We start from the raw sequence: 26,993 nt of genomic DNA on the forward strand, positions 1-26,993 counted from the left end.
AATGAAGCGAGCGAGCAATATTTCAGAAAAAAAAATAGCGTTGGGAGGAACGTTCTTTGTTCATTTGATCGGAATTTTAGTAATGTTTCTGTATTCGATTTCCGTTGAAAAAAAAGAACTGAGTGGAGTTATTGAAATGCGTTGGGGAAATGGAACAATGACATCATCACTGCAGCATCATCGAAACACGAAGAATGGAAATTCCTCTACATCATTGGTAAAGAAAAAAACAAATATGAAGCGTGTAAAACTTCCAACGAGAGTGATGAATGATAGAACTAAGACTACATCCAGAATAATGCAAGCGAAAAAAAACAATGTTGAAGCATCTTCGGAAAAACGCCTGAGCGAATTGCGTCGTCAGAATATCTCCCGAGTTGACGACGTACCAAGCAATGCGAAGAACAGTGTTTATGGCACCGACGAATTCGTTTCCGATAATTCACTGGGCGCTGTAGGGTATTCGATATCGTGGAGCGGAGGAATGTTGCGAAAAAAAATGTATGGAAATTTACCAGCATATCCCGAAGGAGTGAATATAAAAGCGCAGGTAAAAATACAAGCGGTGGTTTTTCCCGATGGTAGTGTAGGGAAATGCGTTCCGTTGCTTACTGCCGATAGGAGGTTAGTGAACGCAGCATTAGAAGAGGTCCGAACATGGAAATTTTCTCCATTAGAAAAACGATACAAGCAATCAAATCAGAAATGTGTCATTACATTCAACTTTCGTTTGGAGTAAGAAATGTTTTTCTTAATTGTCTTTTGCTCCTTCCTGTACCCATTTTCGTAAACCATTCAAATAATTTTTTTTCAACGACGGACGATTCAACGGCATTTGCGGTCCAAATAATGTTCCTTCCGAGCGAAGAATTAACGGACTGTTATCCGGAAATCCGGCGTACACAATACGTCGTTGCGCAATCATAAATCCTCCCCAACTTATCAAATTAAAATGTCTGTCAGAATACTGCTGGTCGTGACATCCTGCATTGTTGCAATATTTATTGAAGAGCGGTTGCACGTGTTTTTTGTAACTCACATTTGAATCGGGAAAAATCAATGCTTGTTCTCCTGAATTCGCTGGCGGCTCTTCACAAGAAAACATTAGTGTCCCTAAAAGTATCAACGCAAGAGAGAAAAAACTTTTTTTACAAATGAAACATTTCATAACAATTGAAACGGCGATTGATATGCGTGATAAAGCAAAACAATTCCTAAGGCGATGAGAATGATTCCCGCGGAACGTAGTATTCCCAAGATGGTGGCATTTCCGATTCTATGTTTATTGATTGCAATTCCTTTCAATAGTGTGAAGAACCATAAATACGTTCCGACAAAAACTCCTACGCAAAAGAGCGCGTTACTTTCATACGTTCGTTCGATAAAGCGGTAACTTTTTAAAACGCTTGCAATCGCAATCCATGAAGCGGGGAGTGTAATGGAAGAAAACGCTAATGCCGCTCCCGTAATGATTTGTTTGCTTCCGTTTTCTTTCAACGCAGTGAAGACAGAAAAAAATGAAAATCTCCTTACTTTTCTTGTTGTTTCTTCGAGGAATCGTTGCGCTCGTTCTGCGCGTGAATGAATTTTTTTTGCTTGTTCTTTCGGAGGTTCGTACTGTTTGGATTTCAAAAGTTTTATTCCGTAAAGAAAAACAAATATTCCCCCGATGTATGTTAGTATGACTGAAATATATTTTTCGTGAGTGTTGTAGTATGAAGTAACAGACGAAGGCAGTATAGTGATAATGAGAGAAATACCACCGATGGCGATAATCGCATACAATGCATCAATCAGCGCGGCGCCCAAACCGATGGATAATCCATCGTGATGTTTTTCTTCAAGTCCTTTGGAAAGAACTGCAAGCGTTACCGGTCCTAATGGAGGCATCGAAACCAAAAAGCCCATAACAATTCCTGAAAGTAATCCGATTACCATTTTCTCTAATTTTTGCGGCGAAAATTTAGGAAAAGATTACGGGAGAAACAATAGAATACAATGCAAAAAACCTTCAAGGTTCTGAAAACCTTGAAGGTTCAATTGTGCTCTTGCGTTATTTCTTTTTCTTCTCCTTCCCAAATACAAATTGGAGAGCGTCTTCGATTCGTTCAATTGGAACAATCTTCAAACCTTCTTTTACTTTATCCTGAATTTCCACTAAATCTTTTTCGTTGTCTTTTGGAATAAGCACCGTAGAAATTCTGTTGCGTTGAGCCGCGAGGAGTTTTTCATTCAATCCACCGATGGGAAGAACTTGTCCGCGCAAAGTAATTTCTCCCGTCATTGCAATATCGGGAGATGCAGGACGATTTGCAACTGCGGAAATTATTGCCATCGCCATCGTAATTCCTGCAGATGGTCCATCTTTCGGAATTGCGCCTTCGGGTAAGTGAATATGGATTTCTTTTTTCTTATAAAAATTATCTTTTAATCCGAATTTTTTTGTATTCGAACGAATGTAACTTAACGCCGCTTGCGCCGATTCTTTCATCACTTCTCCTAATTGTCCTGTGAGGGTAAGACGTTCTGCTCCGCTCATTATGGTAACATCTACACTCAAAATATCTCCACCGGCATCAGTCCACGCAAGACCAAACACCGAACCGACGCGCTTATTTTTTTCCTTTTCGCGTTTGCGGAATTTCGGAACGCCAAGATATTTTTCAATACTGCTTCCGTCAACGGTAATAATTTTTTCTTCGATTTCTTTATTCGATTGTTTCTTTTCTTTCGTTCCATCGCTTCCGTTACCGTTTTTTGCAAGTTCCTGTTTCGCAACAACAATTTCTTTTGCAACTTTTCTGCAAAGAGATGCAATATCGCGTTCCAAATTACGCACGCCGGCTTCGCGAGTAAATTCACGAATAATTTTAGTAATTGCTTCATCGGTGATATTTACATCAGTCTTAGTTAAACCATGTTCGAACAGTTGTTTCGGGAGAATATGTCGTTTTGCAATTTCACGCTTGTCGTACTCCAAATATCCCGGCAACTCGATAATTTCCATTCTGTCCTGAAGCGGAAGAGGGATATTATATCGCATATTTGCCGTTGTGATAAACATTACTTTCGATAAATCGTAATCAACATCAAGATAGTGGTCGTTGAACGAAACATTTTGTTCCGGGTCCAGAACTTCGAGCAACGCAGAAGAAGGGTCGCCGCGAAAATCCATACTCATCTTATCTACTTCATCCATCAACAGGACAGGATTGGTAACGCCGGCTTTTTTCATTGATTGAATAATTTTCCCAGGCATCGAACCGATGTATGTTCTGCGATGACCGCGAATTTCTGCTTCATCACGAACGCCGCCGAGAGAAATACGTACGAATTTTCTTCCCAACGCGCGTGCAATAGAACGACCAAGTGATGTTTTTCCTACTCCCGGAGGACCAACAAAGCATAAGATTTGTCCTTTCGGCGCAACGGTTTTTGCTCCTTTGTTTTGTAAGTTAAGTAAATTCAATACTGCTATGTATTCGAGGATTCTCTCTTTGGGTTTTTCCAAACCGAAATGGTCTTCGTCAAGAATTTCATTGACGTGTTTGATATTGAGATTGTCTTCTGTTTGCAAATGCCACGGAACAGCGACTATCCAATCAAGAAAATTTCGCGATACAGTAGATTCGGGAGATTGAGGTGGAGTTTTGCGGAGTTTGTCAAATTCTTCCAACGCTTTTTCTTTTGCGTACTGCGGTATCTGCGCATCATCAATGGCTTTTTTTATTTTCGTCAGTTCCGGTGAACTTTCCTCATCGCCAAGTTCGTCCTGGAGAATGCGAATTTGTTCCTGGATAAAAAACTTGCGCTGATTTTTCTGAATGTTTTCGTGAACCTTGCTGTCAATGTCTTTTTCTATTTTCAAAATATCAAGTTCCGTTGTAAGGATGCGCACGAGTTCAAAACATTGTTCGTTCAGTGTAGCAAACTGCAACAATTTTTGTTTTGTTTCCACTGTTTGAGAAACATTTGCAGCAATAAAATACATTTTCCTGCGCGGGTCGCGAATATTTTCAAATGCGGCAAGTACTTCCGGCGGGATGTTTCGGTTGTGATGAACATATTCTGAAAATAAATTTGACGCTGTTCGCAGCAACGCATCCAAATCTTTCGACGGCTCCAATAACGGAGTGGATAAAAAAACTTCTGCTTCCAAAAAATCACGTGAGTTGGTGAATTTTCCGATATCTGCTTGCACTACTCCATCAACGAGTATTTTCATCAATCCGTTAGGAAGTTTGAGATATTGAAATATTTTTCCGATAGTTCCTTCGTGGTAAATATCGTTGGGAGTTGGGTCTTCAACGTTGGAATTTTTTTGCGCAACTAAAAAAACGTATTTGCCTTTCTCCAATGCTTCGCTTACTGCTCGAAGCGATTGTTCTCTTCCGACAAGAACGGGAAAAATCATGTGGGGAAAAATTACGACGTCGCGTAAAGGAAGCACAGGCATAATACTGGGAATCTCTTCTTGCTGATTCTTTTGGTTTTTGTGTACGATTTCTACTTCCTTTTGTTTTTCTTGAAGTGCAGGTTGTTGTTTTGTTTCTTTTGACATACGTTTTAAAATTTCGCTGAAAATATACGAAGAAATGTAGAGTGAAACGGAGAACCATTGTAGTTCAATGTCAAGTAATTTTTCAATCTATTTATCGAATGTTTTCTTCAACAAGTAATTTTTTCTGTGTTCAGTTGTAGAAATGAAATCGCGGAAACAGTATTGACTACCAATTTCAACGAGACGTGATTATTTTTTGGAAACGCCCTTTTGTAAATTTTGCTCGAAATTTTTCAACACGATGGAACTCCTTCATAAATATTTCCCCACGTTACGCAAAAAAGTAGCCATTGCTTTCGGTAAATTGCTCCGCTCTTTCGGAAACTATTATTGAAAGCGAACTTTTTGGGTACGAAAAGGGAGCGTTCACGGATGCGAAAACACAGAAGAAAGGATTGTTTGAACTTGCAGATTCGGGGACGATTTTTCTTGATGAAATAGGAGATATTTCATTCAAAGTTCAGGTGAAACTATTGCGGGTATTACAAGAAAAAACGTTTCAACGTGTTGGCGGCACTTCAGAAATATCTGTTGATGTGCGTATTATTGCAGCAACAAATCGTTCGCTTGAGGAATTGGTAGAAAAAAATATTTTCCGTGAAGATCTGTATTTTCGGTTGAATGTTGTTTCCGTGCGGATTCCAGCAATTCGGGAAAGGGGAGACGAAGATATTTTATTATTAGCAGATTATTTTATTCACGAGTTCAATTCATATTGCTGTTCCTCACGGAGCAAAACGTTCACGGCTCATTGGCTATACTTCCGATGTCGCTCCGTATAATTATTTAGGCGAAGGAGTGTACGATAAACTTGTGATTGATGGTTTTAAAAAAGCGGAAAGCGCGTCAGAATACGAAATACAATATTGTTCAATGACAGGCGTTTGTCATGGAACACAAAATGAAGATTACGAAGAGTAACATCGTTATTTTCGAGATGCACGATATTGTTGAGTGAACACTTTATTTTCTTTCAACACAGTTCTTCCTACTTGAACATAAGAATACATTGCTCGAAGTAAATGTTCTGCAACGCTTGTTCGTTTAGAAAGAATATTGATTCTCATTTGCGTATCTTGTCTATACTCGTATAAACCGATTGCGTATTCTTCGTTGGAAACAAGAAAAAGTGAATCGGTTATCCAACCGAAAAACGTTCCATCCGCTACGAATGCAAAATTTCTCTCCGGATTATTCAGATATGCATCCGCACCGATTCCAAACGACGAAAATGGAGTTGAAATGTTAAGAAGTTTGATAATTGTCGGAAGTATATCAACTTGACTGAATACGTTGTTCACAATTTGCGGACGAATATGGTTCGGGGAAAAAAACAAACAAGGGATGTGAAATTGTTCGAACATATTTTTTTCTTCGTACCCTTCAACGTGGTCAGCAACGATAACAAATATAGTGTTTTCAAAATATTTTTCTTTCGAAGCATTTGTAAAAAAATGTCCCAATGCAATATCAGAATAACGAAGCGTATTGAAATATTGATAATGAGGGATCGAATCGTTGTAATATTCAAACTCTTGTGACGGAACTTTGTACGGTGAATGAGAAGTTAACGAAAACACGACACCGCAAAACGGTTCTTGCAATGAACGAAATTCTTCATTTGCTTTTGCAAAAATATATTCGTCAAACATGCCCCATGTACCGTCTTCTTGTGCAACGTTCAAATCAAAATCTTCTTTTGAAATAATTTTTTCAAAACCTGTAACCGTTGCAAACGCATCGAAGCCCATCGAACCTGCGCGTGCTCCGTGAATAAAAAGCGTTTGATAACCATTCGATTTTAAAATCGTTCCCAAGCCGCAAAACGAATTTTGTTCTAATGAACTTCCGATAATATCCTCACGCAACAATGTCGGAAGTGAACCGACAATAGCCTGCATTCCTTGAATCGTTCGTTGACCGGAAGCAAAAAAATTCGTGAAAAGCATTCCGTTTCGTGCAAGCGAGTCGAAATTTGAGGTTGCATTGAGCATAGAACCAAATGCGCCGATATTTTTTGCTCCCCAACTTTCCATAATGATAATGACAACATTGAGTGATTTACGATTGCGAATATCAGATTGCAGATTTCTTTTTCTCATCAATGGATAATGTTCGTCGAGAAATTCTTCATTGTTTTTCAGTAATTCACGCACTGCATTGTTTGCAAATTCTTTTGGAAAAAATTCCGTTGTTTCCGAATCGCCTTTCCATAGCGCGCGCACAACAGTAAAAACAGGGTTCAACGATAAATGTCCGAGTTGCAGAACATCATTTCGAAACGCATAACTTTCGCGCAACGGTTTTAATTGGAATCCCCCGCGAATCGAGATGAAAATAATGACCAGAGCAGAAATAAAAATGAGAGTTTCTTTTACCAATATTTTGAAACGGGATTCTTCATTCTTTATTGGTAATTTGTCATTTGTAATTCTTTGAACAATTTTCCACAGCATTAAATAGAGTGCAAATAGAATGAGAACGAACAACACAAGCGAATGCGAATATTCTTTAGCAATCATTCGTGTAACTTCGGGAAAATTTTTTGATATGGAAAAAATTTCAATTGAAAGTCTTCTGCCAACGAATTGATAATACAATAAATCACCGGCAGAAAGAATGAACCACGGCAACATAAAAAAAGAAAATGCGATAAGAATAATTCTTTGAAAGCGTTTTTTTTTTGTCAACGAAAACGGAAGAAGTAAAAGAAGAAAAAATATTCCTCCAACAATCATTACGCTTGCGACGTCAAATCGCAAACCGACGAGAAATGAAAAAAATATTTCTTTGAAAGAAACGCCGGAAAATTCGTTGTAGTAATATGCATAGAATATAAGTCGCATCGCGGTAAATGTAAGCAATAACCACGCAAGCATTGAACTGCAAAGAAGGAGTTGTTTTTTCATTCTAAAAAACATCAACAAGAGGCAATGGAATTTCATACACGCCTTCATATACATAAAATACATATGCCGTATTTGCTTTATTGTGCTTCGGATTGATGTTGTGTGCAAGTAAATCTCCGATGCTTGGCAATACCGTAGTTTGATGTACAAGCGAAATATCGAGCGCGGCTTCGAGGAGTTTCGAATCGCGAACAACGGAATCGCTATACAGCACAACGTAATTTGGGAAAAACGGAAAATGCGAGAGTTGTTTTGCATCGTTTTGTACGTTCGACGTGTGTTCGAATACAATTACCGGCGGCGATGGTTTTCCAAAATAATATGTCGGAACAGGAAATTGATAACTGTATTGAGCAACGATTACTCCCGTTACATTTTGTTGCCGCTGAATAAACGACAACGGTTCTACTCTGTCTTTTTTCCCGTACACAAAAAGCGAAACGCACAAAAGAATTGTATTCAATACAAGAAAATACAACCACAACGCTTTGTATGTTTTCCACCGCGCATTTGTTTTTTCAAACCATTCCTTGACGTTTGAAAATCCGATTGCTGATAGAATAATAATAAATGGAATTATAGGAAGAAGAAATCGTTCTTGCTTGTTGGCAATCAAACTATGCGCAACAAAAAAAAACAATGTCGGAATGGAAAGCCATAAATGTTTTTTCCCGGCTTTGAAACATGCAATGAGAACGAGGAATGAAAATGGCGGAAGAAAAATCGCAAGAATTGTTTCTCCATATCGCCACGGAGGTCCCGAAGGATAACCACTTGCACTTTTCACCAATTCTTGACCTTGGGTGAACAGAAAACCGTAGTTACGTTGAAACGAATATCCAAATTCACCATTGATATACATATTGATTGCTGACTGAAGTAATACAATAAACATCAAACCGAAAAGCATATAGAAAGTATTTTTCCGATATTCAGCAAGGGAAAAATTCAGTATAAGAAACGGAAGAACGAACGAAAGTAGCGGAAAGCGAATGATGAGCGCGATGCCAAGGAATATTCCAGCAAGAACAGCATTCCATTTTTCCATCTCTTTTTGTTGTTCAGTTTTTTTTACGCTGAGCCACAAACTTGCAAGCAACGGAACCTGGCAGACACTCTCTTCAAACTGATGAACGGAAGTAATTGGCAAAAGAAAATAAGTTGCATACAATAATCCACCGAGATTGGCGGATTCTTCTCCGTCAATTTTTTGAAGAATTCTATATACGAAAAAAATTCCAAGAGTAGAAAACACCGCTTGAGATAAACGTATGACGAGCATTTCTGTGTCGGGAGAAGTGTTGCCGAGGAATCTCATTCCCGACATTATGAGCGAAACGCTCCACGGATAAAGAACCGAATCTTTGTAATCGAGAGGAAGTTGTATTCCACGCGCGAGCATATCAGCATCAACCACAAGATTGAAATGGTCGTCAAGCGTAAGAAATCCTTTGCTGAAAATTGCGGCGATGATTCTTACGACAAAACCTATGAGAAGCAGGAATCGCAGTGGATGTTTTAGAAAATAGATTTTTATTAACACTGTTCAATTTTTTTTCGGCAAAAGATAGACTTTTATTTCCACAAGAGAAAGGTAAAACAGAACTGCATTTCACTTTCCTCTCCGTCAAAATTTTTGTATGTTTTGCCCGCATAATTATGAATATCGAAACACTTCTTTTCTTCATTGTCGGAGGAATAGCCATTGCTTCTGCCGTTTTCGTTGTTACACGCAAACACGCATTATACAGCGCACTGTTTCTGATTGTGAATATGTGTTCGCTAGCGGTTTTGTATTTAATGTTGCAAGCGCAATTCATTGCAATCATTCAAATTCTTGTCTACGCTGGCGCAATAATGGTGTTGTTTATCTTTGTCATAATGCTTTTAAATCTCGAAGAAGAAAAACCGGTTGCACAAAAATTATTTTCGTTCAAAACATTTGGTTTTGCGTTGTGTGTTGTTCTTCTTGCACAATTTATTTTCGCATTTTCAAAAGTTTCTGCGGATACAAAATCGCTTTCTCCCAATGCCGCGCAAATGGGGACAGTAGAATACATCGGCAAAGCATTATTCAACGAATATCTTTTTCCTTTCGAAGCGATATCGTTTCTTCTTCTCGCCGCGATTGTTGGCGCAGTCGTATTAGCAAAGAAAAAATTTCAATAATGGAAACCGAAGAAAATAAATCCGCAGTTCAACGAGCAATCGAATATGGGATTGATATATCGCTTATTGTAGAAAATATGCGTTTGACTCCAACTCAGCGTTTAGAAAAATTGCAAAATATGATGGAGTTTATAGAAGAAATGAAAAAAAATCGCGAACGTCTTTACGGTAATTTGATTGTAAGTGACCAGCATACGCAATATTCTCCAAATCCTAATAGATAATAATGTAGAATTCGTTATTATAGGCGGGGTTGCAGCAATTGCTGTAGGCTCCGATTACCCGACAAGCGATTTAGACATTTGTTATTCTCGTTCGATAGAAAACCTAAAAAAATTAAGTTCTGTTCTTCTCCAACTTAATTCCAAACTTAGGCACGATCCTTCGGATATTCCCTTTATTCCAGACGTTCCTACTCTAAAAGCAGGATTGAATTTTACATTTCAAACTTCACTTGGCGCTTTAGATTTATTAGGCGAAGTAGGTGGAATAGGTTTTTATAATGATGTAAAAAAATACTCCATCGAAGCAGAAGCATACGGAATGAACTGCAACATACTAAACGTCGACGGACTTTTACTTTCCAAAAAATTTGCTGGAAGGAAAAAAGACGAAGCGATTATTGTTGTACTTGAAGCGATAAAAGAGTTGCAAGAAAAAAGAAAATGAATTTCTCCCCCGAACCATCTCCCACAAAAACAGAACTTTCAGTTTCGCTTCAGCATTTGCTCGATGCGCTGAAAGAACTCACGTTTGCTCATAGCGTTTGCCTGTTTTGGGTAAAGAACGAAACCTCGCAACTTCTTCTCGAAACGAAATCTACCAACGCGCACAGTTTATCTTCGTCGTTTCGGTTTTCGCTTGCCGATGATTTGGTAAGTCAAGTTGCGAAAAATGGAAAACCGCTCAACATTACCAACATCAATCCTTCTGCGCAGCGCGATTTAATTTGTTATTACGATACGATTGAAAATGTAAAATCATTTGCTGGAATTCCGATTTTCTTTTCTGAGAGTAATTCTCCTGTTGCCGTTTTATGCGCCGATAGTTTGAGCGTTGATGATTTTGGAAGTGAAACAATTATCTCTCTTCAAAAATTCGGAGAAATAATTACATCGTTGTTGAAAAATTTTTCCGAGAAATATGATTTACAAGTTGATGCAAAAATGTTGAATGCAATTCGCTCGTTGCAAAAAAATATTCTCCATAATTCTTTGCGGGAAATTATTTTCGATTCGTTGCTTAGAGAAATAGGAAAAATTCTTTCGTGGGATTTTCTCACTGCAATTGCTCTCGATGGAAAAACAAACGAGTGGAAAGTTTTTTCGCTTGTAAATAATACAATCCATTCGTACATCGAACGAGAGAAATCAATTGATGTAAAAAAATCTGCTGTCGGGAAATCGTTGCATTCGCTACGCAGTCTTTTTGTTGATAATCTTGAAGAGAGAAACGTAGTTCGCTTTTATCCGGAGGAAAATTTTGTAAAACAAGGTTCGTTTCTCTGTATTCCTTTAACCAATGGAAATGAATGCTTTGGAATTGTTACTGCTGAATATCACGAACCAAATTCTTACGTTCAAAAAGATATCGAAACGCTTCAGCCATTGATTGCATTGATTAATTCTGCATTAGAAATTCTTGAATTGAAAACCACGAATAAAGAATTTGTTCACGTAGAAAAAAACACAAATGCACTTCGAGAAAAATTTTTTTTCCAGCGATTGGAAAATGAATTGCATCGGGTAAGCGAGTTCAGTGAAAGTTGTGTTCTTGGAATCATTTCCATTGATAGAGCGATAAAATTCCGCGAGCGATTTGAAGAGAGCGGATTTGAAAATATTCGCACTTCGGTATCACAAGCGTTACTTTCCCATCTTCGTTCGTTCGATATTTTAGGAACGAGCGAAGCAAACCGAGAACAATTTTTTGTCTTACTCGTTCACTCCAATTCAATTGATGTACAGTTATGGGGAGAAAAAGTTCGCAAGCAAATTGCAAGCACTATTATTTCACTTGATGAAAAATCATTTTCCGTTACTGTAAGTATCGGAATGTATTGCGTTGCGAAAACAATGAGTGGTGAATTTGCTTTTTCATACGCCAAAACCGCATTGAACAAAGCAATTGAACTAGGAGAAAATTCAGTAAAGATTTTGTAAATTTACTGCCCAATTTTTAACAAACGAACAAACTAATTAACTATAAACGAATAACGAATTATGGCAAAACAACAATCTTTCGCAGATAAAGTGTCAAAAGCAGCAAAGCACAGCGGACTCAAATGTGAAAAGTGCGGAGAAATCAAACAACCGTCACTCATCATTGATTCCGTTCCGTCAAAGCACGGGGGAACACGATTTGCTCAACGCCACGTGAAAGTATGTAAGTGCAACGAAAAGGAAGTATACGGTTAAATTCATTTTACATTTTATATTTTACATTGCCTATGGCTCGAAGAGAGCATTTCAGAACGTTGAACTTGAAACTTCAATGCTAAAATATAAAATGTAAAATACAAAATGATGAAAATACTTCTCACAATTCTCGATGGTGTCGGAATCGGCGAACTTCCCGATGCAAAAAATTACGGTGATGAAGGAAGTAATACGCTTGCCAACTGCGCTAATGTTGTCGAAAATCTTTCTCTCCCGAATTTGAAAAAATTAGGAATCGGAAATATTGTTTCCTTAAAAAATGTTTCTGCGGAAAAAAATCCTCTCGGCAATTTTGGAAAGTTAGCAGAAGTTTCAGGGGGAAAGGATTCGACGACGGGACATTGGGAAATCGCGGGAGTAATTTCTGAAAAAGATTTTCCGTACTACACGAAAACAGGATTCCCGAAATTGTTGCTCGATTCTTTTTTGAAAGAAACGCAATGCAAAGGTTATCTCGGAAACAAAGCCGCTTCAGGCACAGAAATCATCGAAGAACTTGGCGAAGAGCATCAACGTTCGGGATTTCCGATTGTGTACACTTCTGCTGATTCCGTCTTTCAAATCGCTGCGCACGAAGAAACAATTCCACTCGAACGACTCTACGAAATTTGTAAACTCACGCGCGAAAGAATTTGCGTCGGTGAACACGCAGTCGGAAGAATCATTGCGAGACCATTTACCGGGACAAAAGGAAATTACACACGCACTGCTAACCGCAGAGATTTCTCGCTTCTTCCGCCTAAAAAAACCTTATTGAATTGTTTGCAGGAAAATTCGATTCGCACAATTGGTATCGGAAAAATCGGCGACTTGTTTTCCGAACAAGGACTTGATGAAGTGCTTCATACAAAATCGAATTTGCAAGGAATAGAAAAAACAATTTCCGAAAGCCAAAAAATGCAAAACGGATTTATTCGCCGCGGCGAATTTATTTTTTCCAATCTCGTTGATTTCGACCAACTCTACGGACATCGCCGCAATCCTCAAGGTTTTGCAAAAAGTTTAGAAGAATTCGATGCGCAACTTCCGAATATTCTCGAAACACTGAGCAATAACGATTGGTTTTTCCTTACCGGAGACCATGGTAATGACCCAACGTATCAACACACTGACCACACGCGCGAATATGTTCCGCTCCTATGTTTTTCAAAAAATGGGAAGCGCGGAATCAATATCGGAACGAGAAAATCGTTTGCCGATGTGGGTAAAACGGTTGGACGATTATTCGGATTGAACGGTACTTCGCTTGCGATTGATGGAACAAGTTTTCATGAGATGATTTTATAAAATGTCTGAACACCAAACCGCAATCGAGTTTGACACAACAATTGATGAACACGGCGCAATTCATCTTCCAGAAATTTTACAAAGCGCATTGCATACGGGAGCGAAAGTATCCGTTCGTGTTCTCAGCAATGTCATTTCTAAAGAATTGAAATCCAAGCGTGTTTTGGAAAGTGAAATCGAAACGATAATGTCGTTGCAACTGGAAAACCGTGAGCAAGTCGTAAAATTTTTATTGACGGAAGGTTCGTTTGTTGGCAATAAATCGTTATTGAAACACGCGAAGGCGTTACTTGAAAATTGATTGATGATTAGCAAAAAAGTAATTAGTCATTATTTACACGATGTACGAATGACGAATTCCCAATGACAAATTGCCGATGATAAAAGTTGCAATTCATACCGATGTGTTCCTCGAACATCTTTTTCATACTGAAGAGAAGCCATCAACACTTCGGCTTGCGATGAAAAAATTTTTCTGTTATACAACGGTGTTCAATGCAATCGAATTGTTTTCTATTGCGGAAACTCCGAAAGAAATTCAGAAAATTGAAGATGTAATGTCTGCAATGAAACTTCTCGGGCTCAATGCAAAAAATTCAAAACTATATGGAATGTTACTCGCAGAAAATGGAACAATGCAGCGATTCAATTTGCTCATTGCCGGTTTATGTTTGGAAAGTAAATTGTCAATCATAACTTCGCGACCGAAAGAATTTCGCGGCGTTGAACATCTGCATATTATTCCCGCTTCATTGCTTAGAAAATATGAAACGGCGGAAGAGATTTTGAGAGCAAGTAGAAGAAGATGAGGTGCGATTTGCGATATGAGTTTTAACAATAACAAATTACGAATTACAAATTAAGTTTATGTTTTTAGGAAAAGTCGTCGGCACAGTTTGGGCAACACGCAAAGATGAAGAACTTGTCGGAATGAAATTTCAAATTGTCAAGCATGTTGGATTGGATTACCAATTGAAAGACTCGTTTGTAGTTGCAGTTGACACCGTGCAAGCGGGAGTTGGCGATGTTGTGCTTGTGTGCAGCGGAAGTTCTGCGAGACTCACGACACTTACCAAGAACAAACCCGTTGATGCCGTGATTATGGCGGTTGTAGATAAAATAGATGTGAAAGACTAAATCCATTTTAGATTTTATATTTTACATTGAACAATTCAGTCAATGTAAAATATAAAATGTAAAATGTAAAATGTAAATATGTTTTTCGGCAAAGTCATCGGAACAATTTGGGCTACACGCAAAGACGAAAGTTTAGTTGGGAAAAAACTTTTGTTTGTGCAGCCGCTTAATTCCAAGTTGGAAAAAAACGGCGATGCGATAATTGCAGTTGATACGATTGGAGTTGGAGTTGCCGAACATATTTTTTACATCACCTCACGCGAAGCAACTGTTCCTCTCACCAATTCCCAAACTCCCATTGATGCCGCCATTGTTGGAAAACTAGATAGAGTTGATTTAGAAAAATAAACTACATTTGCACAATCTAAAATCTGAATACTAAAATCTAAAATATTGGAAACCTTTTTCCTCGCATTCATTCCTCTCTTTGTCGCTATTGACGTTCTCGGTGTATTGCCGTTGTTTGTTGCATTCACTGAAAATCTCGAAGAATCGCATAGAAAAAAACTCACATCCGAAGCGACGCTCACCGCATTCATCATCAGTATTCTTTTTCTTGCAACGGGAAAATGGTTATTCTCTTTTCTTGGAATTTCCGAAAGCGATTTTCGTGTCGGCGGAGGAATTGTTCTGCTTGTTCTTGCTGTGTACGATTTGCTGTTTTCCAAAGAACGAAAAATACCTACGGAAGATTCTGTTGGTGTTGTGCCGATTGGAATTCCACTCATTATGGGCCCTGCTGCACTTACCACAATTCTTATTCTTGTTGATTCGTACGGATATTTTTGGACAATCATTTCGTTGCTCATCAATTTGTTCATCGTGTGGTTTGTGTTTCTTCAGTCGGAAGCGATTGCAAAAGTGTTAGGGAAATCCGGCTCACAAGGATTTGCAAAAGTTGCAGCATTGTTTCTTGCCGGTATTGCCGTGATGATGATTCGTAGCGGCATTACGGAGATGTTGCAGAAGCAGTAATTCGTGAATCGGATCAACTTCTTCTCTTGCAATCAGTCTATCTCAACGACGAGTAGTTAATTACTTCATAAAAGTACTTACAATTTTATTTTCCGTAGTCGAAGGGAATTTGAAACAACGGTAACAGAACTCAATGCCATTGCTCCCGCGGCAAGAATTGGAGTAAGCAATCCCATCGCAGCAAGAGGAATAGAAATAATGTTGTAAATAAACGCCCAGAATAAATTTTGTTTTATAATGCGCATTGTTTGTTTTGAAAGTTTTATGGCTTTTGCAACACTTCGTAAATCTCCATGAAGCAACACAACATCGGCAGTTTCTGCCGCAATATCAGTACCTGTTCTTATTGCAATTCCAATATCCGCTTGCGCAAGAGCAGGAGCGTCGTTTATGCCATCTCCAACCATTGCGACAATCTTTCCTTGTTGTTGAAGAGAAGAAATAATTTGTGATTTTTCCAAAGGAAGAATTTCTGCAACAACATTTTCTATTTCTGCTTGATGTGCTATAGATTGTGCAGTAACAGAATTATCGCCTGTGAGCATCCACACGTTTAATCCAATGGATTTTAATTCGCGAAGTGCCTCTCTTGATGAAGATTTTATTTCATCAGAAAGTGCGACGAGAGATGCAAGTATCCCGTTGCGGGAAACAAACAGCACGGTTTTTCCTTCGCTGGATAATTGAAGAGAAATTGAGTGTACGTTTTCATTTATTGCGATGGTATGTTCATTCATCATCGCAGCGTTACCAACGAGTATTTCGATATTGTTCACCGTTCCTTTTATGCCGCGACCGGGACTGATTTCAAATGAAGTTGTTTTCAAAAAATGAACGTTTTGTTGTTTTGCAACATCTACAATCGGTTTTGCAAGCGGATGTTCGGATTGAAGTTCAAGCGACGCAATTTCAGAGAGTATCGTTTGTTCATCAATATCGTGCAACGGAATGATATTCGTTACCGTGAGTTTTCCTTCCGTAAGTGTTCCCGTTTTATCGAATACGATAGTTGAAGCTTTGTGTGCAAGTTCCAAACTTTCTCCGCTGCGAATCAAAATTCCATAGCGCGCTCCTACTCCTGTTCCGGAAATTATTGCCGTTGGTGTTGCCAACCCCAATGCGCACGGACAAGCAATTATCAATACAGCGACGACATTGATAAGCGCGCGCGAAAAAATTACTTCCGTTGGAATATACATCCACGCAAGAAACGTTATGAGAGAAATTCCCAGAACAACGGGAACGAAAATTGACGCAATGGTATCCGCTAACGATTGAATCGGGGCTTTTGAACCTTGTGCTTCTTCCACAAGTCGGATGATTTGCGCAAGAATTGAATTTGTTCCTGTTGCTGTAACGCAAAATTCAAAACTTCCGAATTTATTGATTGTTCCTCCGAAAACTTTTGCGTTGATATTTTTTTCGACAGGAATACTTTCTCCGGTGAGCATTGATTCATCCACAGTGGAAAATCCTTTGGTAAGAATTCCATCTGCGGGAATTTTTTCTCCGGGACGAACGAGAACAATATCGTGAAGTTGCACATCATCAAGTGAAATCCTTTGCTCTATGCTGTTACGAATTACGGATGCAGTTTTCGGTTGTAGTTCGATGAGTGATTGTATTGCGAGATTTGTTTTTATTTTTGCACGCGATTCAAGCCATCGTCCTAAAAGTATGAGAGTAATAATGATTGTTGTTGTATCGAAGTATGTTTCTGCGACATGACTGTTTGAAAATAACCAATGCGGGACAACGGTTGCGAAGAAACTGTAGAAATACGCCGCGCTTGTTCCGATTGCAATGAGCGTATTCATATCCGCAGTAAAATGTTTTACCGTTTGCCAGCATCCGCGAAGAAATCGTTTTCCTCCGAAGAAAAAAACCATACTTGAAAGTACAAGTGAAATCCAGTTGAGTTCTTGCATTGTGAACGGAATGAAGTGCATCGCGTTTTCAAACATACTTAGCATACTTAATAATGACACGGGAATAGTGAGCGACGCGCTGAGAAGAAGTTCATTCGTGAGAGTTTTGTACGCTTTGTCTTTTGAAGAAAGTAGAATTTCTTCTGCAGAATGAATAGTTTTTATTCGATGTGGAGTCGTTGATGGAATTTCGACAATGAGTTTGTACCCTGAATCTTCTACGACTTTTTGCAACATTGTTGGGAGAACTTTTGTTGGCTCGTATGTAACGGTAACTTTTTCTGTCGCAAGATTAGCAACGGCATTCGAAACTCCTTCAATTTTTTTTAAGGAAAGTTCAACGCGATGAACACAACTGGCGCACGTCATCCCTTCGACGTGAAATGATGAAGTTTGCATTGTTCTTGGGATTTTATGGTTTATTTGAGAATTCATTTTCACTGAAACATATTGAAGTTTTCAAAACAGAAGAAATGTGAAGTATGTCCGACAAAAAAAGATATAAAAATATTGTATCCGGATACTATTATTTCACAAAACGTTGGCCGGGGAGCAGGAAAAGGATGAACAATTTTGAAAACGACGAATGCCGAATTAACGCAGGGAACGTCAACAAGTTCGTTCAAAGTCAGTTCATATATATTCGATATCGTTTATCAATGATAGTATTGTGTTTGACGTTGGGAAAAAGGTCGTCCGAGAATGAAATTGCGCAATCTGTCATTCCGAATGAATTTATTCTCTATCAAAATTATCCCAATCCATTTAATCCTTTAACGACGATTCGATATGCGCTCAATTCGTCAGCAATGTTTCGGTAAAAATCTATGATACATTCGATAAAGAAATAACAACATTGCTGAATAACGAAACCGTGAGTGAAAAATTCTCACGTTTTTTTTTGTTTTATGAAAATCTCTTTTACATATTCAACGACAATTTTTTATGAAAAAGATTTTTCTTTCTATTTTCGTTGTTACCAATTTCATAAGTTGCAATCACGGACTCGAACCGTATAAAGAAACTGCTGGATTTGGCGGAACAATTTCGTTTCAGCATTGGCCCCAACCCGATACCATTATTACGATTCATCTTCTCGCTTCAAAAACGCCGCCGCCTTTCGGAACGCTTGATTCTATTCTTCATTTATATGCGTTACAAAAATTATTTTTCATTCCATCTAATATTTCTGCTTCGTTTCCCAAAGATACTTCGCAAATTTCGTATGAGTTTTTTCTTCCAAGCGGAACATATTTTTACATTGCAATCGTAGCACAAATAACTCCAAATTACACAACGGATGATTTCAAAGTTGTGGGCGTGCTCACGGAAAATGCGACGACATTTGAACCGAAAAAACTTAATGTTCCGCTCAATACGTTTATTCAAAATCAAAACATCGCTGTAGATTTTGAACATCTTCCTCCGCAACCATTTGATACAACTGCATTTCACTGGAGGAATATCAAATGAAAAAAAACTTTCTCCGTGTTCTCAGTGACTTCTCTGCGTTCTCTGTGTTACAACTCCTCGCATTTAGTTTTGTAACAACAACAATTCTTTTTGGTCAACAAACTGGCATTATCACCGGAACAGTTTTCAACAAAGAGACAAATGAAAAACTTATCGGTGCTAATATTGTATTACAAAAAACGGTTATTGGAACAACAAGCGATGCAAACGGGAATTTCACGTTGAAAAATATTTCAGTTGGAAATTATTCGCTTGCTGTTTCATTGATTAGTTTTCAAAAAGAAATCGTGAACAACATTTCTGTCAATGAAAATGAAGCGACGTTCGTAAAAATTTTTCTTACACCAACTTCCATTCAAACTTCCGAAGTAATTGTTACGGCAAATCGCTCACCGCAAAGTTTATTGGAAATTCCCGTCAGTGTTTCTGTTGTTGATGCGGCAAAAATTTCCCAACGCAATGCGCTTTCTGCTGACCAAAGTTTGCGCTACGTTTCCGGTGTAAATGTCAGCGAAGGACAAATCAACATTCGAGGATTTTCCGGTTACACAAAAGGAGTTGGTTCGCGCGTGCTGTTGCTCGTTGATGGAATGCCGCTACTTGCCGGCGATACACAAGAAATTATTTGGGAAGCAATTCCTGTTTCGCAAATTACTAAAATCGAAATCTTGAAAGGCGCTGGTTCTGCAACGTACGGAAGTTCTGCGCTCGGCGGCGTTGTCAATATTATTACGAAAGAAATTTCCGAAACGCCAACGACAAATACGAAACTCTACGGAGGAATGTGGGAACAACCGCGATACAAAAGTTGGCGATGGAGTTCACGCGAACGATTGTTGAATGGAATTTCGTTTTCGCGTTCGGAGAAATTAAATGATGCGGTTGGAGTGTTCTACGGGTTTTCGCGTACGCAAGACGATAGTTACAAACTTAACGATTATTGGCGGCGATGGAATATTTTTTCCAAACTTAATTACACAATTTCATCGAATGAAAAACTTATTGTAAACTTTTCTCTGTTGCATCAACGACGAGGAAATTTTTTCTACTGGAAAAGTTTAGAAGAAGCATTAGTTCCTGCCGATGACCAAATGCGTGAACGAGTAGAAACAATGCGAATGAATGCCTCGTTTTCATATACTCATATTGTGCAAGAAAATCTTTCGTACACATTTCGAGGAAATTTCTTTTTTGCGAATTGGAAAAACATTGCGGCATTAACCAATAAAGACAGCACGCAAACACACTCGCGTTCTTTTGCATCTTCGTTGGAATTATTTTACAATTATCAAATGCGTGAGCAAACAAATTTTACGTTTGGCGTTGAAGCGAAATCGAATCTCATTCGTGCAAATTTATTTGGTGAACGAAACAGCAATGGATTTGCAGCGTTTATTCAAGAGGAAGAAAAATTTTCTGAATTTGTGCGAACAACGATTGGTGTTCGAGGAGATTTTTCCAAAGTGGATTCGATAAACGGCGTTGGAGAAATAAATCCGAAAGTAGGAATTGTGTACACGCCAACTATTGGAACGACATTGCGCGCATCAATGGGAAGTGGATTTCGCGCGCCAAGTGTTGCGGAATTATTTATCGAAGCGAACAGCGGAGCATTTACTACAAAACCAAATCCGAAACTTTTACCGGAAAAAAATTGGTCATTTGAAATTGGTGCGAATCAAGTTCTTTCCAAAGAAATGTTGTTCGATGTTTCGTTGTTTGAGTGCGAGTTCAAAAATTTAATTGAACCGCATCTTGTGAATGTTCCCAATGTTGCGGGACTTGCAATTCGTTTCGACAATGTTTCACGCGCACGTGTGTATGGTGCGGAAATGAGTTTGCAAACGAGTCTGTTTGAGAATACATTGCAAAGCGAAATCAGTTTTACGCACGTTGTCTCCAACGATGTGAATTCCAATCAATCGCTGAAATATCGCCCGCGAAATTTGTTTTATGTTTCTTCTACTGCAAATATTTTCGGAATGCAACTCGGCGCAGATTTCCGAAGTTTATCGCGCGTGGAAAAAATTGATGATGAGTTTGTGGGAATTATTCCGCAAGGGGAGAGGCGTGTTCCAATTTATGTTCTCGATGTAAGACTCATAAAAGAATTTTCGTTTCAAAATTTTTTTCTTACTACTTCACTGCAAGCGAATAATATTTTGCAATATTATTACAACGAATTTATCGGAACTATCGCACCGCTCAGAAATTTTGTGTTGACGGTGGAAATGAAAATGTGAAAACAGATTTCGGATTTGAGATTGCTGAAAAAAAAACGAAACCTGAAATCTGTAATCTACAATCAGTAATCGAAACTCACTTCTTCTCCCGATAAAACACAATCATATCTGTGGAAATCGGTTTCACTCAAACTTGTCGTAACATTGTAATAATTTGTCCACGATGATATTATGAAATAGCCATAAAATTAAAATTTATATGCAAAATCAACGTAAGGAATCCCGGGAAATAAAAAGTCATCTTCCAATGCAGTTATGAATGCAAAATCAACGCTCAATGATTCACCAAAGAATCGAATTCCGTATGATACTATTGGCACATCAATTTCCGGAAAAATCCAGTTCTCGGAAACCACTGCAAATTTTTTTGAAATGCGTTTTTCACCGCCCAGCATCACCATTGGTTTTTTAGCAAAAGTATTTCCTGAATATCCATAGCCAAATCCTAATGATATACTTTCATAAGGATTTCCGTACGTCCCCACTCCGTACATTACGCCGATTGTCGAATTAGCATCTGGTGGTTGAATAAATAATGCACCTACAGCAAACGAAAAATCTTCACTTGTTGCATATCCGATTTTAGGAGCAAGGTAAAATATTTGTTTATTAAAATCTATTCCTGGAAAAATTGACAATCCGCCGGCAATAGTGATGTTATCAGTTATTCCATAAGCAATGGTAGGAAAGAACAAGTAGTAATCAGCTATATATCCATCATTTTTTTTCAATGTATATGCAGTAGGTCCGAAAAATAATCGTGTTGCGTTAGGATTTTCAAACCAATATTCACCGTCACTTAGTAATGAAATCGGGATTTCTTTGATAGTAGAAATTTTTTCACGTGCAATCGTATACAATCCGAATGAAGTTTCGAAACGGATTTCAGACGAGGAAATTTCCACTGTTCGTCCCTGAAGTTTTGTTCCGTCGTTCATTGTAACAATCTGAATATTCAGTGAATCGGGAATGTGAATTTCAGTTTGAGATTGAACACGAAGTGTGAACAATAAAATGAAGAAAAAAGTAATTGCTGCAGGTTTCATAATGGATAACATATTTGGTAATTATTTATAGTTAATATATCAATTCATAACAGAATATAGTCATTGCAAAAAGCCGTTCGCTTCGTCACCAAGTAATTCCTGTGAAATAATGAAGCGTTGTTCCTGCATTTTTTTACTGTGTGTTATATTTAAATTATTTCTTTGTGCAACTTTGAATTCTTCGTGTCTTTGTGGTAAAAAATTAAAACCACTAAAACACAAAAAAAAGCACTAAGGTTCACTAACTCTTTTCCTCAACTCCGCCAATTTATTCATTGCATCAATCGGTGTGAGTTTTTCGATTTCGATGTTGCGTAATTCGTCGCGCAACTTGTCGTCTTTTAATTCAAACAATGCCATTTGCATTTCCGGAACAATTTTTCTTTTCGCTCTACGCTCTACGCTCTCTGCTCTTTCATCGTGAACTTTCAACTCCGAACTTTCGAGATTACTCAAAATGCGTTTCGCTCGCTCCGTAACTTCAGCGGGAAGTCCAGCCATTTGCGCAACTTGAATTCCGTACGAATGGTCGGCAAAACCGGAAATAACTTTGTGCAGAAAAATAACTTTGTCGCCGTATTCGCGCACATCCACTTTGAAATTTTTTATGCGCGGATAGAGTTCTGCAAGTTCGTTGAGTTCGTGATAGTGAGTTGCAAAGAGCGTTTTAGATTTTACTTTTTCGTGGAGATATTCCGTCAACGCCCACGCAATCGAAACGCCATCAAACGTAGATGTTCCGCGTCCCACTTCATCGAGCAAAATCAAACTGTGCTCAGTTGCCGTGTTTGCAATGTTCGCCGCTTCATGCATTTCGACAAGAAACGTGCTTTCACCGCTCGCAATATTATCCGATGCGCCGACGCGCGTAAAAATTTTATCCACCAAACCAATCGTCGCTTTCGTTGCAGGAACAAAACTTCCGATGTGCGCGAGCAATGTAATCAAACCGATTTGCCGCAAGTAACTCGATTTGCCGCTCATATTCGGTCCCGTGATGATGATGATTTGATTCGTTTCGTTATCTAGAACACAATCGTTCGCGGTGTATCGCTCGCCTGGAGGAAGCAGTTGTTCAATCACTGGATGGCGCCCGTTTTCGATCGTGATGGTTGTCGAATCATTCACATCGGGACAAACATATTCGTTCGTAACAGCAACTTCAGCGAATGATAGCAAGCAATCGAGCAATGCAATGAGTTTTGCGTTGCGTTGAATTGCATCTGCATATTTTGAAATTTCCGTACGCACATCGTTGAAGAGTTTTGTTTCAAGAGCGAGAATTTTTTCTTCCGCGTGTAAAATTTTTTCTTCGTACTCTTTCAATGCCGGCGTGATGAAACGTTCCGCATTCGTCATCGTTTGTTTGCGAATGTAATCCGCCGGGACTTTTTCATTGTGCGTGTGCGTGATTTCGATGTAGTAACCAAACACATTATTGAAACCGACTTTCAGCGAATTGATCCCCGTGCGTTCGCGTTCTGTTCGCTGCAAATTTGCAATCCATTCTTTTCCGGAAAACGTCAGCGAGCGAAGTTCATCGAGTTCGGCATTGAATCCGTTACGAATAATATTTCCGTCAGCGAGATTCAGCGGCGGGTCTTCGGCAATAGCGGAAGAAATAAGTTGCACAATATTTTCCAGCGATTGCAATTGCTCGGAAATTTTTGCAAGCGTTTCTGTTTGTAAACTTTTCGTTTCGCTTTTTATTTGTTGAATGGCATCGAGAACACATTTCAACACAAACACATCACGAGGCGTTGCTCTTCCTGTACAAATTTTTGAAATGAGTCGTTCAACGTCGCCAATGTTAGAAAGAATCGTTGCAAGTTTTTTTCGCAACGTATTTTCTTTTACAAGTTCTGAAACTGCTTGCAATCGTTGTTGAATCGGCTCTAATTTTTTCAACGGACGAACAAGCCACTGTTTCAATAATCTTCCACCCATCGGCGTTTGCGTTTTGTCGAGAACGGAAAGAAGCGTTGTATCTTCTGCGTCGTGCGTTAAAGGAACAATGAGTTCGAGATTGCGGATGGTTGATGCGGGAAGCGAAATTGTATCGTCAATATTGAGCGGAACAATTTTGCGAAGATGCGAAAGATTTCCTTTTTGTGTTTCGTTCAAGTAATGAAGAATTGCGCCGCTTGCAATTATTCCATTCGATAAACTTTCAACGCCGAATCCTTTCAACGTTTGCGTTTGAAATTGTGTTGTGAGAAGTTCGTACGCATAATCGAAATTGAAAATCCAATCATCGGTTTTTGTAACAACAGATTTTATTTTTCCTTCGAGCAGTTTTTCGATTGCATCTTTATTAAGTTTTTGAACAAGAATTTCCGACGGAGAAAAAAGTTGCAACTGTTCAATAAGATTGCGCAACGGAAATTCAGCAAGCGAAAACTCCGCCGTAGAAATATCAACAAACGCAACACCAATCGTATCGTTTCCAGTAACAAGCGGCGAAGGAAAATAAGTTGCGGCGAGAAAATTGTTGCGATTTTTTTCCAGCACTTTATCCGAAAAGGCAACACCGGGAGTTAACACTTCAATCACATCGCGTTTCACAATTCCTTTTGCGAACTTTGGATCTTCGAGTTGTTCGCACACAGCAACACGATGTCCCGCTTTCAATAAACGTGGCAAATATGTTTCGAGCGCGTGATGAGGAAAACCGGCGAGAGGAATTTCTCCCGCCGCGCCGTTCTTTCCGCGTTTGGTGAGCGTGATTCCTAAAACTTTTGATGTGAGAATTGCGTCGTCGTCAAACGTTTCAAAAAAATCTCCCATCCGAAAAAGCAAAATCGTGTCGGGATATTTTGCTTTCACTTGCGCGTATTGACGCATCAATGGTGTTGATTGCGAAATCGGATTTGTGATTTGAGATTTGAGATTTGTTGTTTTCAAAGCGGGGCAAATATACGAGTGCGATGGAAGGAAATAAAAAACGCCGAAAGATTTCTCCGTCGGCGTTTAAGAACTATGCTGTTACTGTGTTCGATTTAGTGATGTTCAATTCGATACGGCAAACTCCAAATTTCACTCGTGAATTTTGATGTTCCATCGTCATACAAAGAATTATGCGACATTGCTTCAAACACTGCGTTAAATCTCCCATCACCGTGATGAACTTCAAATACTTTCTCGTACGTGCGTGTATACACTCCACTATTTACTGTTTGGGAAACGAGTGGGATAATTTGTCGCTTATGAAAGTTTGCTCTTCGTCCTCTTCCCACACGCAAGGCAACAATTTCTGTATCAGCAGTAACGCTTTCTATTGTTAATCGCACTGTAACGGTATCATCTTTGTGAGCGTGAGGAATTGTTCCGTTGGGTCCGAAGTAAAACCTATACTCATCCGCCGGACGATTGATGGTGCATGTATCACCGTCCTCTATTTGGACATACAGTTGCGCAATCGAAAACGAATCCTGTGCCATTGATGTTGAACCGGCTCCTACAGTAATTGAGTATGGTTTCCAATTCATTCGCGGAAAACGTTTGCGAGCGATGCGGCGAAATTCAATATCTCGATGCATTGAATGTGTAAACGGCTTTTGCACGGTAACCGTATCGGTATCGTTCCGAATTCCTGTCAGAATAAAATTTCCCGAAATCGTTTTGAAAATATTAAGAATACGTGCGCTGTCTCCCAGCGAATCAACATAATAATTCTTTACTACGTTGGTGATTTGTTTTCTAAATTTCAATGGTTGAATAAACGTTTTATTTCCAAATACAGAAGAGATAGTTTTGGCACTGAAAGGTTCTTCGCTATCATCGCCGGAAACATCATCTAACGCAGCAAAATCGCCGTATTCTTCGTTGTTTGTTGCGATACTTTTAAAATATTCCGAGTCGTATTTGATTTCGTTTTCATCGGAATTAGTCGTGCTGTCATTTCGACAACCGGAAAGAGACGAAAGAATGATTACTGTTATTATTGCAAGTGTGTATTTCATAAAAATTTGTCTTTCTAAGAATTATGTAAAACTTTGACACGGAAAAATATTCCGGGTTTAATTTTCTTTCGAATCATCGCCGGATTATTTCAGTGTTTCTCGGAACAGTAAATGAACATTGGACGGTATTATTGAGTTCCAATGAATTGTATGAAATTGTAATTGTTCGATGTTCTTGTGGAAAATACGTGCGAATCCAATTCGGAAAACGTTTCTCCTTAATAGAAGAAAAGCGCTTCATAGTTTTTTTGAGAAGAATTTCGTTTGCAGAATTCAATTTTTCAAAGCGTACTATAGCCTGCTCGTTATTGTTAAACCAAAATTTTTCTGTGGAATTATTGTGAACGAGCGAAAGCGTAATTTCATCTTGTGTGGTTGATAATGTTACTATATTCGGTTGTGTTCCGCTCAAGTTTTCATCAAAAAATAATTTTAGAATTGTAGGAAAGTCAGCAGAAAAATGCAAAAGCGTTTCTAATGCCTTATCGTGAACAGATGCGATTATCAATCTATTTTCTATTGCATTATATAATTGAAATGAATCGCGTGTGAGTTGAAGTATTCCCGCTGAAATTCCAAATGGTCCGAACAATGTCAGAAGGAGTGAATCATTATTTTTATACTGAAGTTCAAACGAAAGGTTGAATGAATGTTCTTCATTTTCAACCGTCAATATTCCTTCTGCGTTCATAGTAGAAATAGACGGAGACTGTTGTTGAATGGCAGAAATTATTTCTTCAGCAGAGGAACGGTTCGCGATTTCTTCTGTTGTTCTGCACGAGACAAAAAATATCGCGCCGAAGAAAAAAAGAAAATTCAGCAAACGATTAAATAGAAATGTAATCATTTAAAATTTTTCAATCTC

General features: G+C 38.7%; 25 protein-coding genes. 15 read left to right on the plus strand and 10 right to left on the minus strand.

Translation table 11 applies throughout. The annotated features are described in order from the left end of the window. Position 1: 1 nt before the first annotated feature. Entirely contained in the window at positions 2-739 is a 738-nt protein-coding gene (locus FJ218_01355; protein ID MBM4165565.1) for a hypothetical protein, read from the plus strand. A gap of 12 nt (positions 740-751) precedes the next feature. Here the strand turns inward: FJ218_01355 and FJ218_01360 are convergent, their stop codons facing one another. The 3 genes from FJ218_01360 to lon all read right to left on the minus strand — a co-directional run bounded on the left by FJ218_01360 (position 752) and on the right by lon (position 4,561). Next, a complete protein-coding gene (locus FJ218_01360; GenBank protein MBM4165566.1) occupies positions 752-1,105 on the minus strand; it encodes a hypothetical protein in 354 nt (117 codons plus the stop codon). Between the two features lie 59 nt (positions 1,106-1,164). Continuing rightward, the gene (locus FJ218_01365; GenBank protein ID MBM4165567.1) at positions 1,165-1,938 is read right to left on the minus strand and encodes a hypothetical protein; all 774 of its coding nucleotides are present in this window, start codon (positions 1,936-1,938) and stop codon (positions 1,165-1,167) included. A gap of 115 nt (positions 1,939-2,053) precedes the next feature. Beyond that, positions 2,054-4,561, minus strand: a complete 2,508-nt coding sequence (lon, locus tag FJ218_01370) for an endopeptidase La (protein MBM4165568.1) — start codon at positions 4,559-4,561, stop codon at positions 2,054-2,056. 290 nt (positions 4,562-4,851) lie between these two features. Here lon and FJ218_01375 point away from each other — a divergent pair, with 290 nt between their 5' ends. Continuing rightward, on the plus strand, positions 4,852-5,343 hold the full coding sequence (locus tag FJ218_01375; GenBank protein MBM4165569.1) for a hypothetical protein: 492 nt from the start codon (positions 4,852-4,854) through the stop codon (positions 5,341-5,343). Positions 5,344-5,487: 144 nt separating this feature from the next. On the opposite strand, the gene FJ218_01380 is transcribed toward FJ218_01375, so the two are convergent. Beyond that, positions 5,488-7,728 (minus strand): hypothetical protein, encoded by a 2,241-nt coding sequence (locus FJ218_01380; GenBank protein ID MBM4165570.1) that lies wholly within the window; start codon positions 7,726-7,728, stop codon positions 5,488-5,490. Then, positions 7,472-9,013, minus strand: a complete 1,542-nt coding sequence (locus FJ218_01385) for a hypothetical protein (protein MBM4165571.1) — start codon at positions 9,011-9,013, stop codon at positions 7,472-7,474. The genes FJ218_01380 and FJ218_01385 overlap by 257 nt, the downstream gene beginning before the upstream one ends. 116 nt (positions 9,014-9,129) lie before the next feature. On the opposite strand from FJ218_01385, the gene FJ218_01390 reads away from it, so the two are divergent. From FJ218_01390 to FJ218_01440, 11 genes are all read left to right on the plus strand, one after another. Beyond that, positions 9,130-9,639: an NADH-quinone oxidoreductase subunit J gene (locus tag FJ218_01390; GenBank protein MBM4165572.1), complete on the plus strand. Its 510-nt coding sequence runs from the start codon at positions 9,130-9,132 to the stop codon at positions 9,637-9,639. Next, entirely contained in the window at positions 9,639-9,863 is a 225-nt protein-coding gene (locus FJ218_01395) for a hypothetical protein (protein ID MBM4165573.1), read from the plus strand. The genes FJ218_01390 and FJ218_01395 overlap by 1 nt, the downstream gene beginning before the upstream one ends. Continuing rightward, positions 9,823-10,308: a hypothetical protein gene (locus FJ218_01400; protein MBM4165574.1), complete on the plus strand. Its 486-nt coding sequence runs from the start codon at positions 9,823-9,825 to the stop codon at positions 10,306-10,308. The genes FJ218_01395 and FJ218_01400 overlap by 41 nt, the downstream gene beginning before the upstream one ends. Further along, a complete protein-coding gene (locus FJ218_01405; GenBank protein MBM4165575.1) occupies positions 10,305-11,801 on the plus strand; it encodes a GAF domain-containing protein in 1,497 nt (498 codons plus the stop codon). The genes FJ218_01400 and FJ218_01405 overlap by 4 nt, the downstream gene beginning before the upstream one ends. Positions 11,802-11,861: 60 nt before the next feature. Further along, positions 11,862-12,056 (plus strand): hypothetical protein, encoded by a 195-nt coding sequence (locus tag FJ218_01410; protein ID MBM4165576.1) that lies wholly within the window; start codon positions 11,862-11,864, stop codon positions 12,054-12,056. 105 nt (positions 12,057-12,161) lie between these two features. Beyond that, positions 12,162-13,364, plus strand: coding sequence for a phosphopentomutase (locus FJ218_01415; protein MBM4165577.1), 1,203 nt, complete (start codon positions 12,162-12,164; stop codon positions 13,362-13,364). Between the two features lies 1 nt (position 13,365). Continuing rightward, positions 13,366-13,665 (plus strand): hypothetical protein, encoded by a 300-nt coding sequence (locus FJ218_01420; protein MBM4165578.1) that lies wholly within the window; start codon positions 13,366-13,368, stop codon positions 13,663-13,665. Between the two features lie 76 nt (positions 13,666-13,741). After that, positions 13,742-14,173: a type II toxin-antitoxin system VapC family toxin gene (locus tag FJ218_01425; protein MBM4165579.1), complete on the plus strand. Its 432-nt coding sequence runs from the start codon at positions 13,742-13,744 to the stop codon at positions 14,171-14,173. Positions 14,174-14,231: 58 nt separating this feature from the next. After that, complete coding sequence (locus FJ218_01430; GenBank protein MBM4165580.1) at positions 14,232-14,501, plus strand: ethanolamine utilization protein EutN; 270 nt, start codon at positions 14,232-14,234, stop codon at positions 14,499-14,501. 78 nt (positions 14,502-14,579) lie between these two features. Next, complete coding sequence (locus tag FJ218_01435; GenBank protein MBM4165581.1) at positions 14,580-14,849, plus strand: ethanolamine utilization protein EutN; 270 nt, start codon at positions 14,580-14,582, stop codon at positions 14,847-14,849. A 27-nt stretch (positions 14,850-14,876) separates the two neighbouring features. Continuing rightward, the gene (locus FJ218_01440; protein ID MBM4165582.1) at positions 14,877-15,476 is read left to right on the plus strand and encodes a MarC family protein; all 600 of its coding nucleotides are present in this window, start codon (positions 14,877-14,879) and stop codon (positions 15,474-15,476) included. Between the two features lie 77 nt (positions 15,477-15,553). On the opposite strand, the gene FJ218_01445 is transcribed toward FJ218_01440, so the two are convergent. Next, the gene (locus FJ218_01445) at positions 15,554-17,803 is read right to left on the minus strand and encodes a copper-translocating P-type ATPase (protein MBM4165583.1); all 2,250 of its coding nucleotides are present in this window, start codon (positions 17,801-17,803) and stop codon (positions 15,554-15,556) included. 546 nt (positions 17,804-18,349) lie between these two features. Here FJ218_01445 and FJ218_01450 point away from each other — a divergent pair. Together FJ218_01450 and FJ218_01455 are read left to right on the plus strand one after the other, a co-directional pair. Beyond that, complete coding sequence (locus FJ218_01450) at positions 18,350-18,877, plus strand: hypothetical protein (GenBank protein MBM4165584.1); 528 nt, start codon at positions 18,350-18,352, stop codon at positions 18,875-18,877. Next, positions 18,874-21,120: a TonB-dependent receptor gene (locus FJ218_01455; protein ID MBM4165585.1), complete on the plus strand. Its 2,247-nt coding sequence runs from the start codon at positions 18,874-18,876 to the stop codon at positions 21,118-21,120. Before FJ218_01450 ends, FJ218_01455 begins: the two co-directional genes overlap by 4 nt. 188 nt (positions 21,121-21,308) lie before the next feature. Here FJ218_01455 and FJ218_01460 read toward each other — a convergent pair whose 3' ends face one another. From FJ218_01460 to FJ218_01475, 4 genes are all read right to left on the minus strand, one after another. After that, entirely contained in the window at positions 21,309-22,166 is an 858-nt protein-coding gene (locus FJ218_01460; protein MBM4165586.1) for a hypothetical protein, read from the minus strand. 231 nt (positions 22,167-22,397) lie between these two features. Continuing rightward, positions 22,398-25,010, minus strand: coding sequence for a DNA mismatch repair protein MutS (mutS, locus tag FJ218_01465; GenBank protein ID MBM4165587.1), 2,613 nt, complete (start codon positions 25,008-25,010; stop codon positions 22,398-22,400). 155 nt (positions 25,011-25,165) lie between these two features. Beyond that, positions 25,166-26,128 (minus strand): hypothetical protein, encoded by a 963-nt coding sequence (locus FJ218_01470; protein ID MBM4165588.1) that lies wholly within the window; start codon positions 26,126-26,128, stop codon positions 25,166-25,168. Positions 26,129-26,201: 73 nt separating this feature from the next. Further along, positions 26,202-26,975 (minus strand): DUF4292 domain-containing protein, encoded by a 774-nt coding sequence (locus FJ218_01475; protein ID MBM4165589.1) that lies wholly within the window; start codon positions 26,973-26,975, stop codon positions 26,202-26,204. Between the last annotated feature and the right edge of the window lie 18 nt (positions 26,976-26,993).

This window comes from Ignavibacteria bacterium (assembly GCA_016873775.1).
Taxonomy (GTDB): domain Bacteria; phylum Bacteroidota; class Ignavibacteria; order UBA10030; family F1-140-MAGs086; genus JAGXRH01.

Excerpts from the sequence above, each read along its gene's own strand:
- FJ218_01355 (MBM4165565.1), top strand. The coding sequence starts at position 2 with ATGAAGCGAGCGAGCAATATTTCAGAAAAAAAAATAGCGTTGGGAGGA.
- FJ218_01360 (MBM4165566.1), bottom strand. The coding sequence starts at position 1,105 with ATGTTTTCTTGTGAAGAGCCGCCAGCGAATTCAGGAGAACAAGCATTG.
- FJ218_01365 (MBM4165567.1), bottom strand. The coding sequence starts at position 1,938 with ATGGTAATCGGATTACTTTCAGGAATTGTTATGGGCTTTTTGGTTTCG.
- lon (MBM4165568.1), bottom strand. The coding sequence starts at position 4,561 with ATGTCAAAAGAAACAAAACAACAACCTGCACTTCAAGAAAAACAAAAG.
- FJ218_01380 (MBM4165570.1), bottom strand. The coding sequence starts at position 7,728 with ATGCAAAACAACTCTCGCATTTTCCGTTTTTCCCAAATTACGTTGTGC.
- FJ218_01390 (MBM4165572.1), top strand. The coding sequence starts at position 9,130 with ATGAATATCGAAACACTTCTTTTCTTCATTGTCGGAGGAATAGCCATT.
- FJ218_01395 (MBM4165573.1), top strand. The coding sequence starts at position 9,639 with ATGGAAACCGAAGAAAATAAATCCGCAGTTCAACGAGCAATCGAATAT.
- FJ218_01405 (MBM4165575.1), top strand. The coding sequence starts at position 10,305 with ATGAATTTCTCCCCCGAACCATCTCCCACAAAAACAGAACTTTCAGTT.
- FJ218_01410 (MBM4165576.1), top strand. The coding sequence starts at position 11,862 with ATGGCAAAACAACAATCTTTCGCAGATAAAGTGTCAAAAGCAGCAAAG.
- FJ218_01415 (MBM4165577.1), top strand. The coding sequence starts at position 12,162 with ATGATGAAAATACTTCTCACAATTCTCGATGGTGTCGGAATCGGCGAA.
- FJ218_01420 (MBM4165578.1), top strand. The coding sequence starts at position 13,366 with ATGTCTGAACACCAAACCGCAATCGAGTTTGACACAACAATTGATGAA.
- FJ218_01425 (MBM4165579.1), top strand. The coding sequence starts at position 13,742 with ATGATAAAAGTTGCAATTCATACCGATGTGTTCCTCGAACATCTTTTT.
- FJ218_01430 (MBM4165580.1), top strand. The coding sequence starts at position 14,232 with ATGTTTTTAGGAAAAGTCGTCGGCACAGTTTGGGCAACACGCAAAGAT.
- FJ218_01435 (MBM4165581.1), top strand. The coding sequence starts at position 14,580 with ATGTTTTTCGGCAAAGTCATCGGAACAATTTGGGCTACACGCAAAGAC.
- FJ218_01445 (MBM4165583.1), bottom strand. The coding sequence starts at position 17,803 with ATGCAAACTTCATCATTTCACGTCGAAGGGATGACGTGCGCCAGTTGT.
- FJ218_01450 (MBM4165584.1), top strand. The coding sequence starts at position 18,350 with ATGAAAAAGATTTTTCTTTCTATTTTCGTTGTTACCAATTTCATAAGT.
- FJ218_01455 (MBM4165585.1), top strand. The coding sequence starts at position 18,874 with ATGAAAAAAAACTTTCTCCGTGTTCTCAGTGACTTCTCTGCGTTCTCT.
- FJ218_01460 (MBM4165586.1), bottom strand. The coding sequence starts at position 22,166 with ATGAAACCTGCAGCAATTACTTTTTTCTTCATTTTATTGTTCACACTT.
- mutS (MBM4165587.1), bottom strand. The coding sequence starts at position 25,010 with ATGCGTCAATACGCGCAAGTGAAAGCAAAATATCCCGACACGATTTTG.
- FJ218_01470 (MBM4165588.1), bottom strand. The coding sequence starts at position 26,128 with ATGAAATACACACTTGCAATAATAACAGTAATCATTCTTTCGTCTCTT.
- FJ218_01475 (MBM4165589.1), bottom strand. The coding sequence starts at position 26,975 with ATGATTACATTTCTATTTAATCGTTTGCTGAATTTTCTTTTTTTCTTC.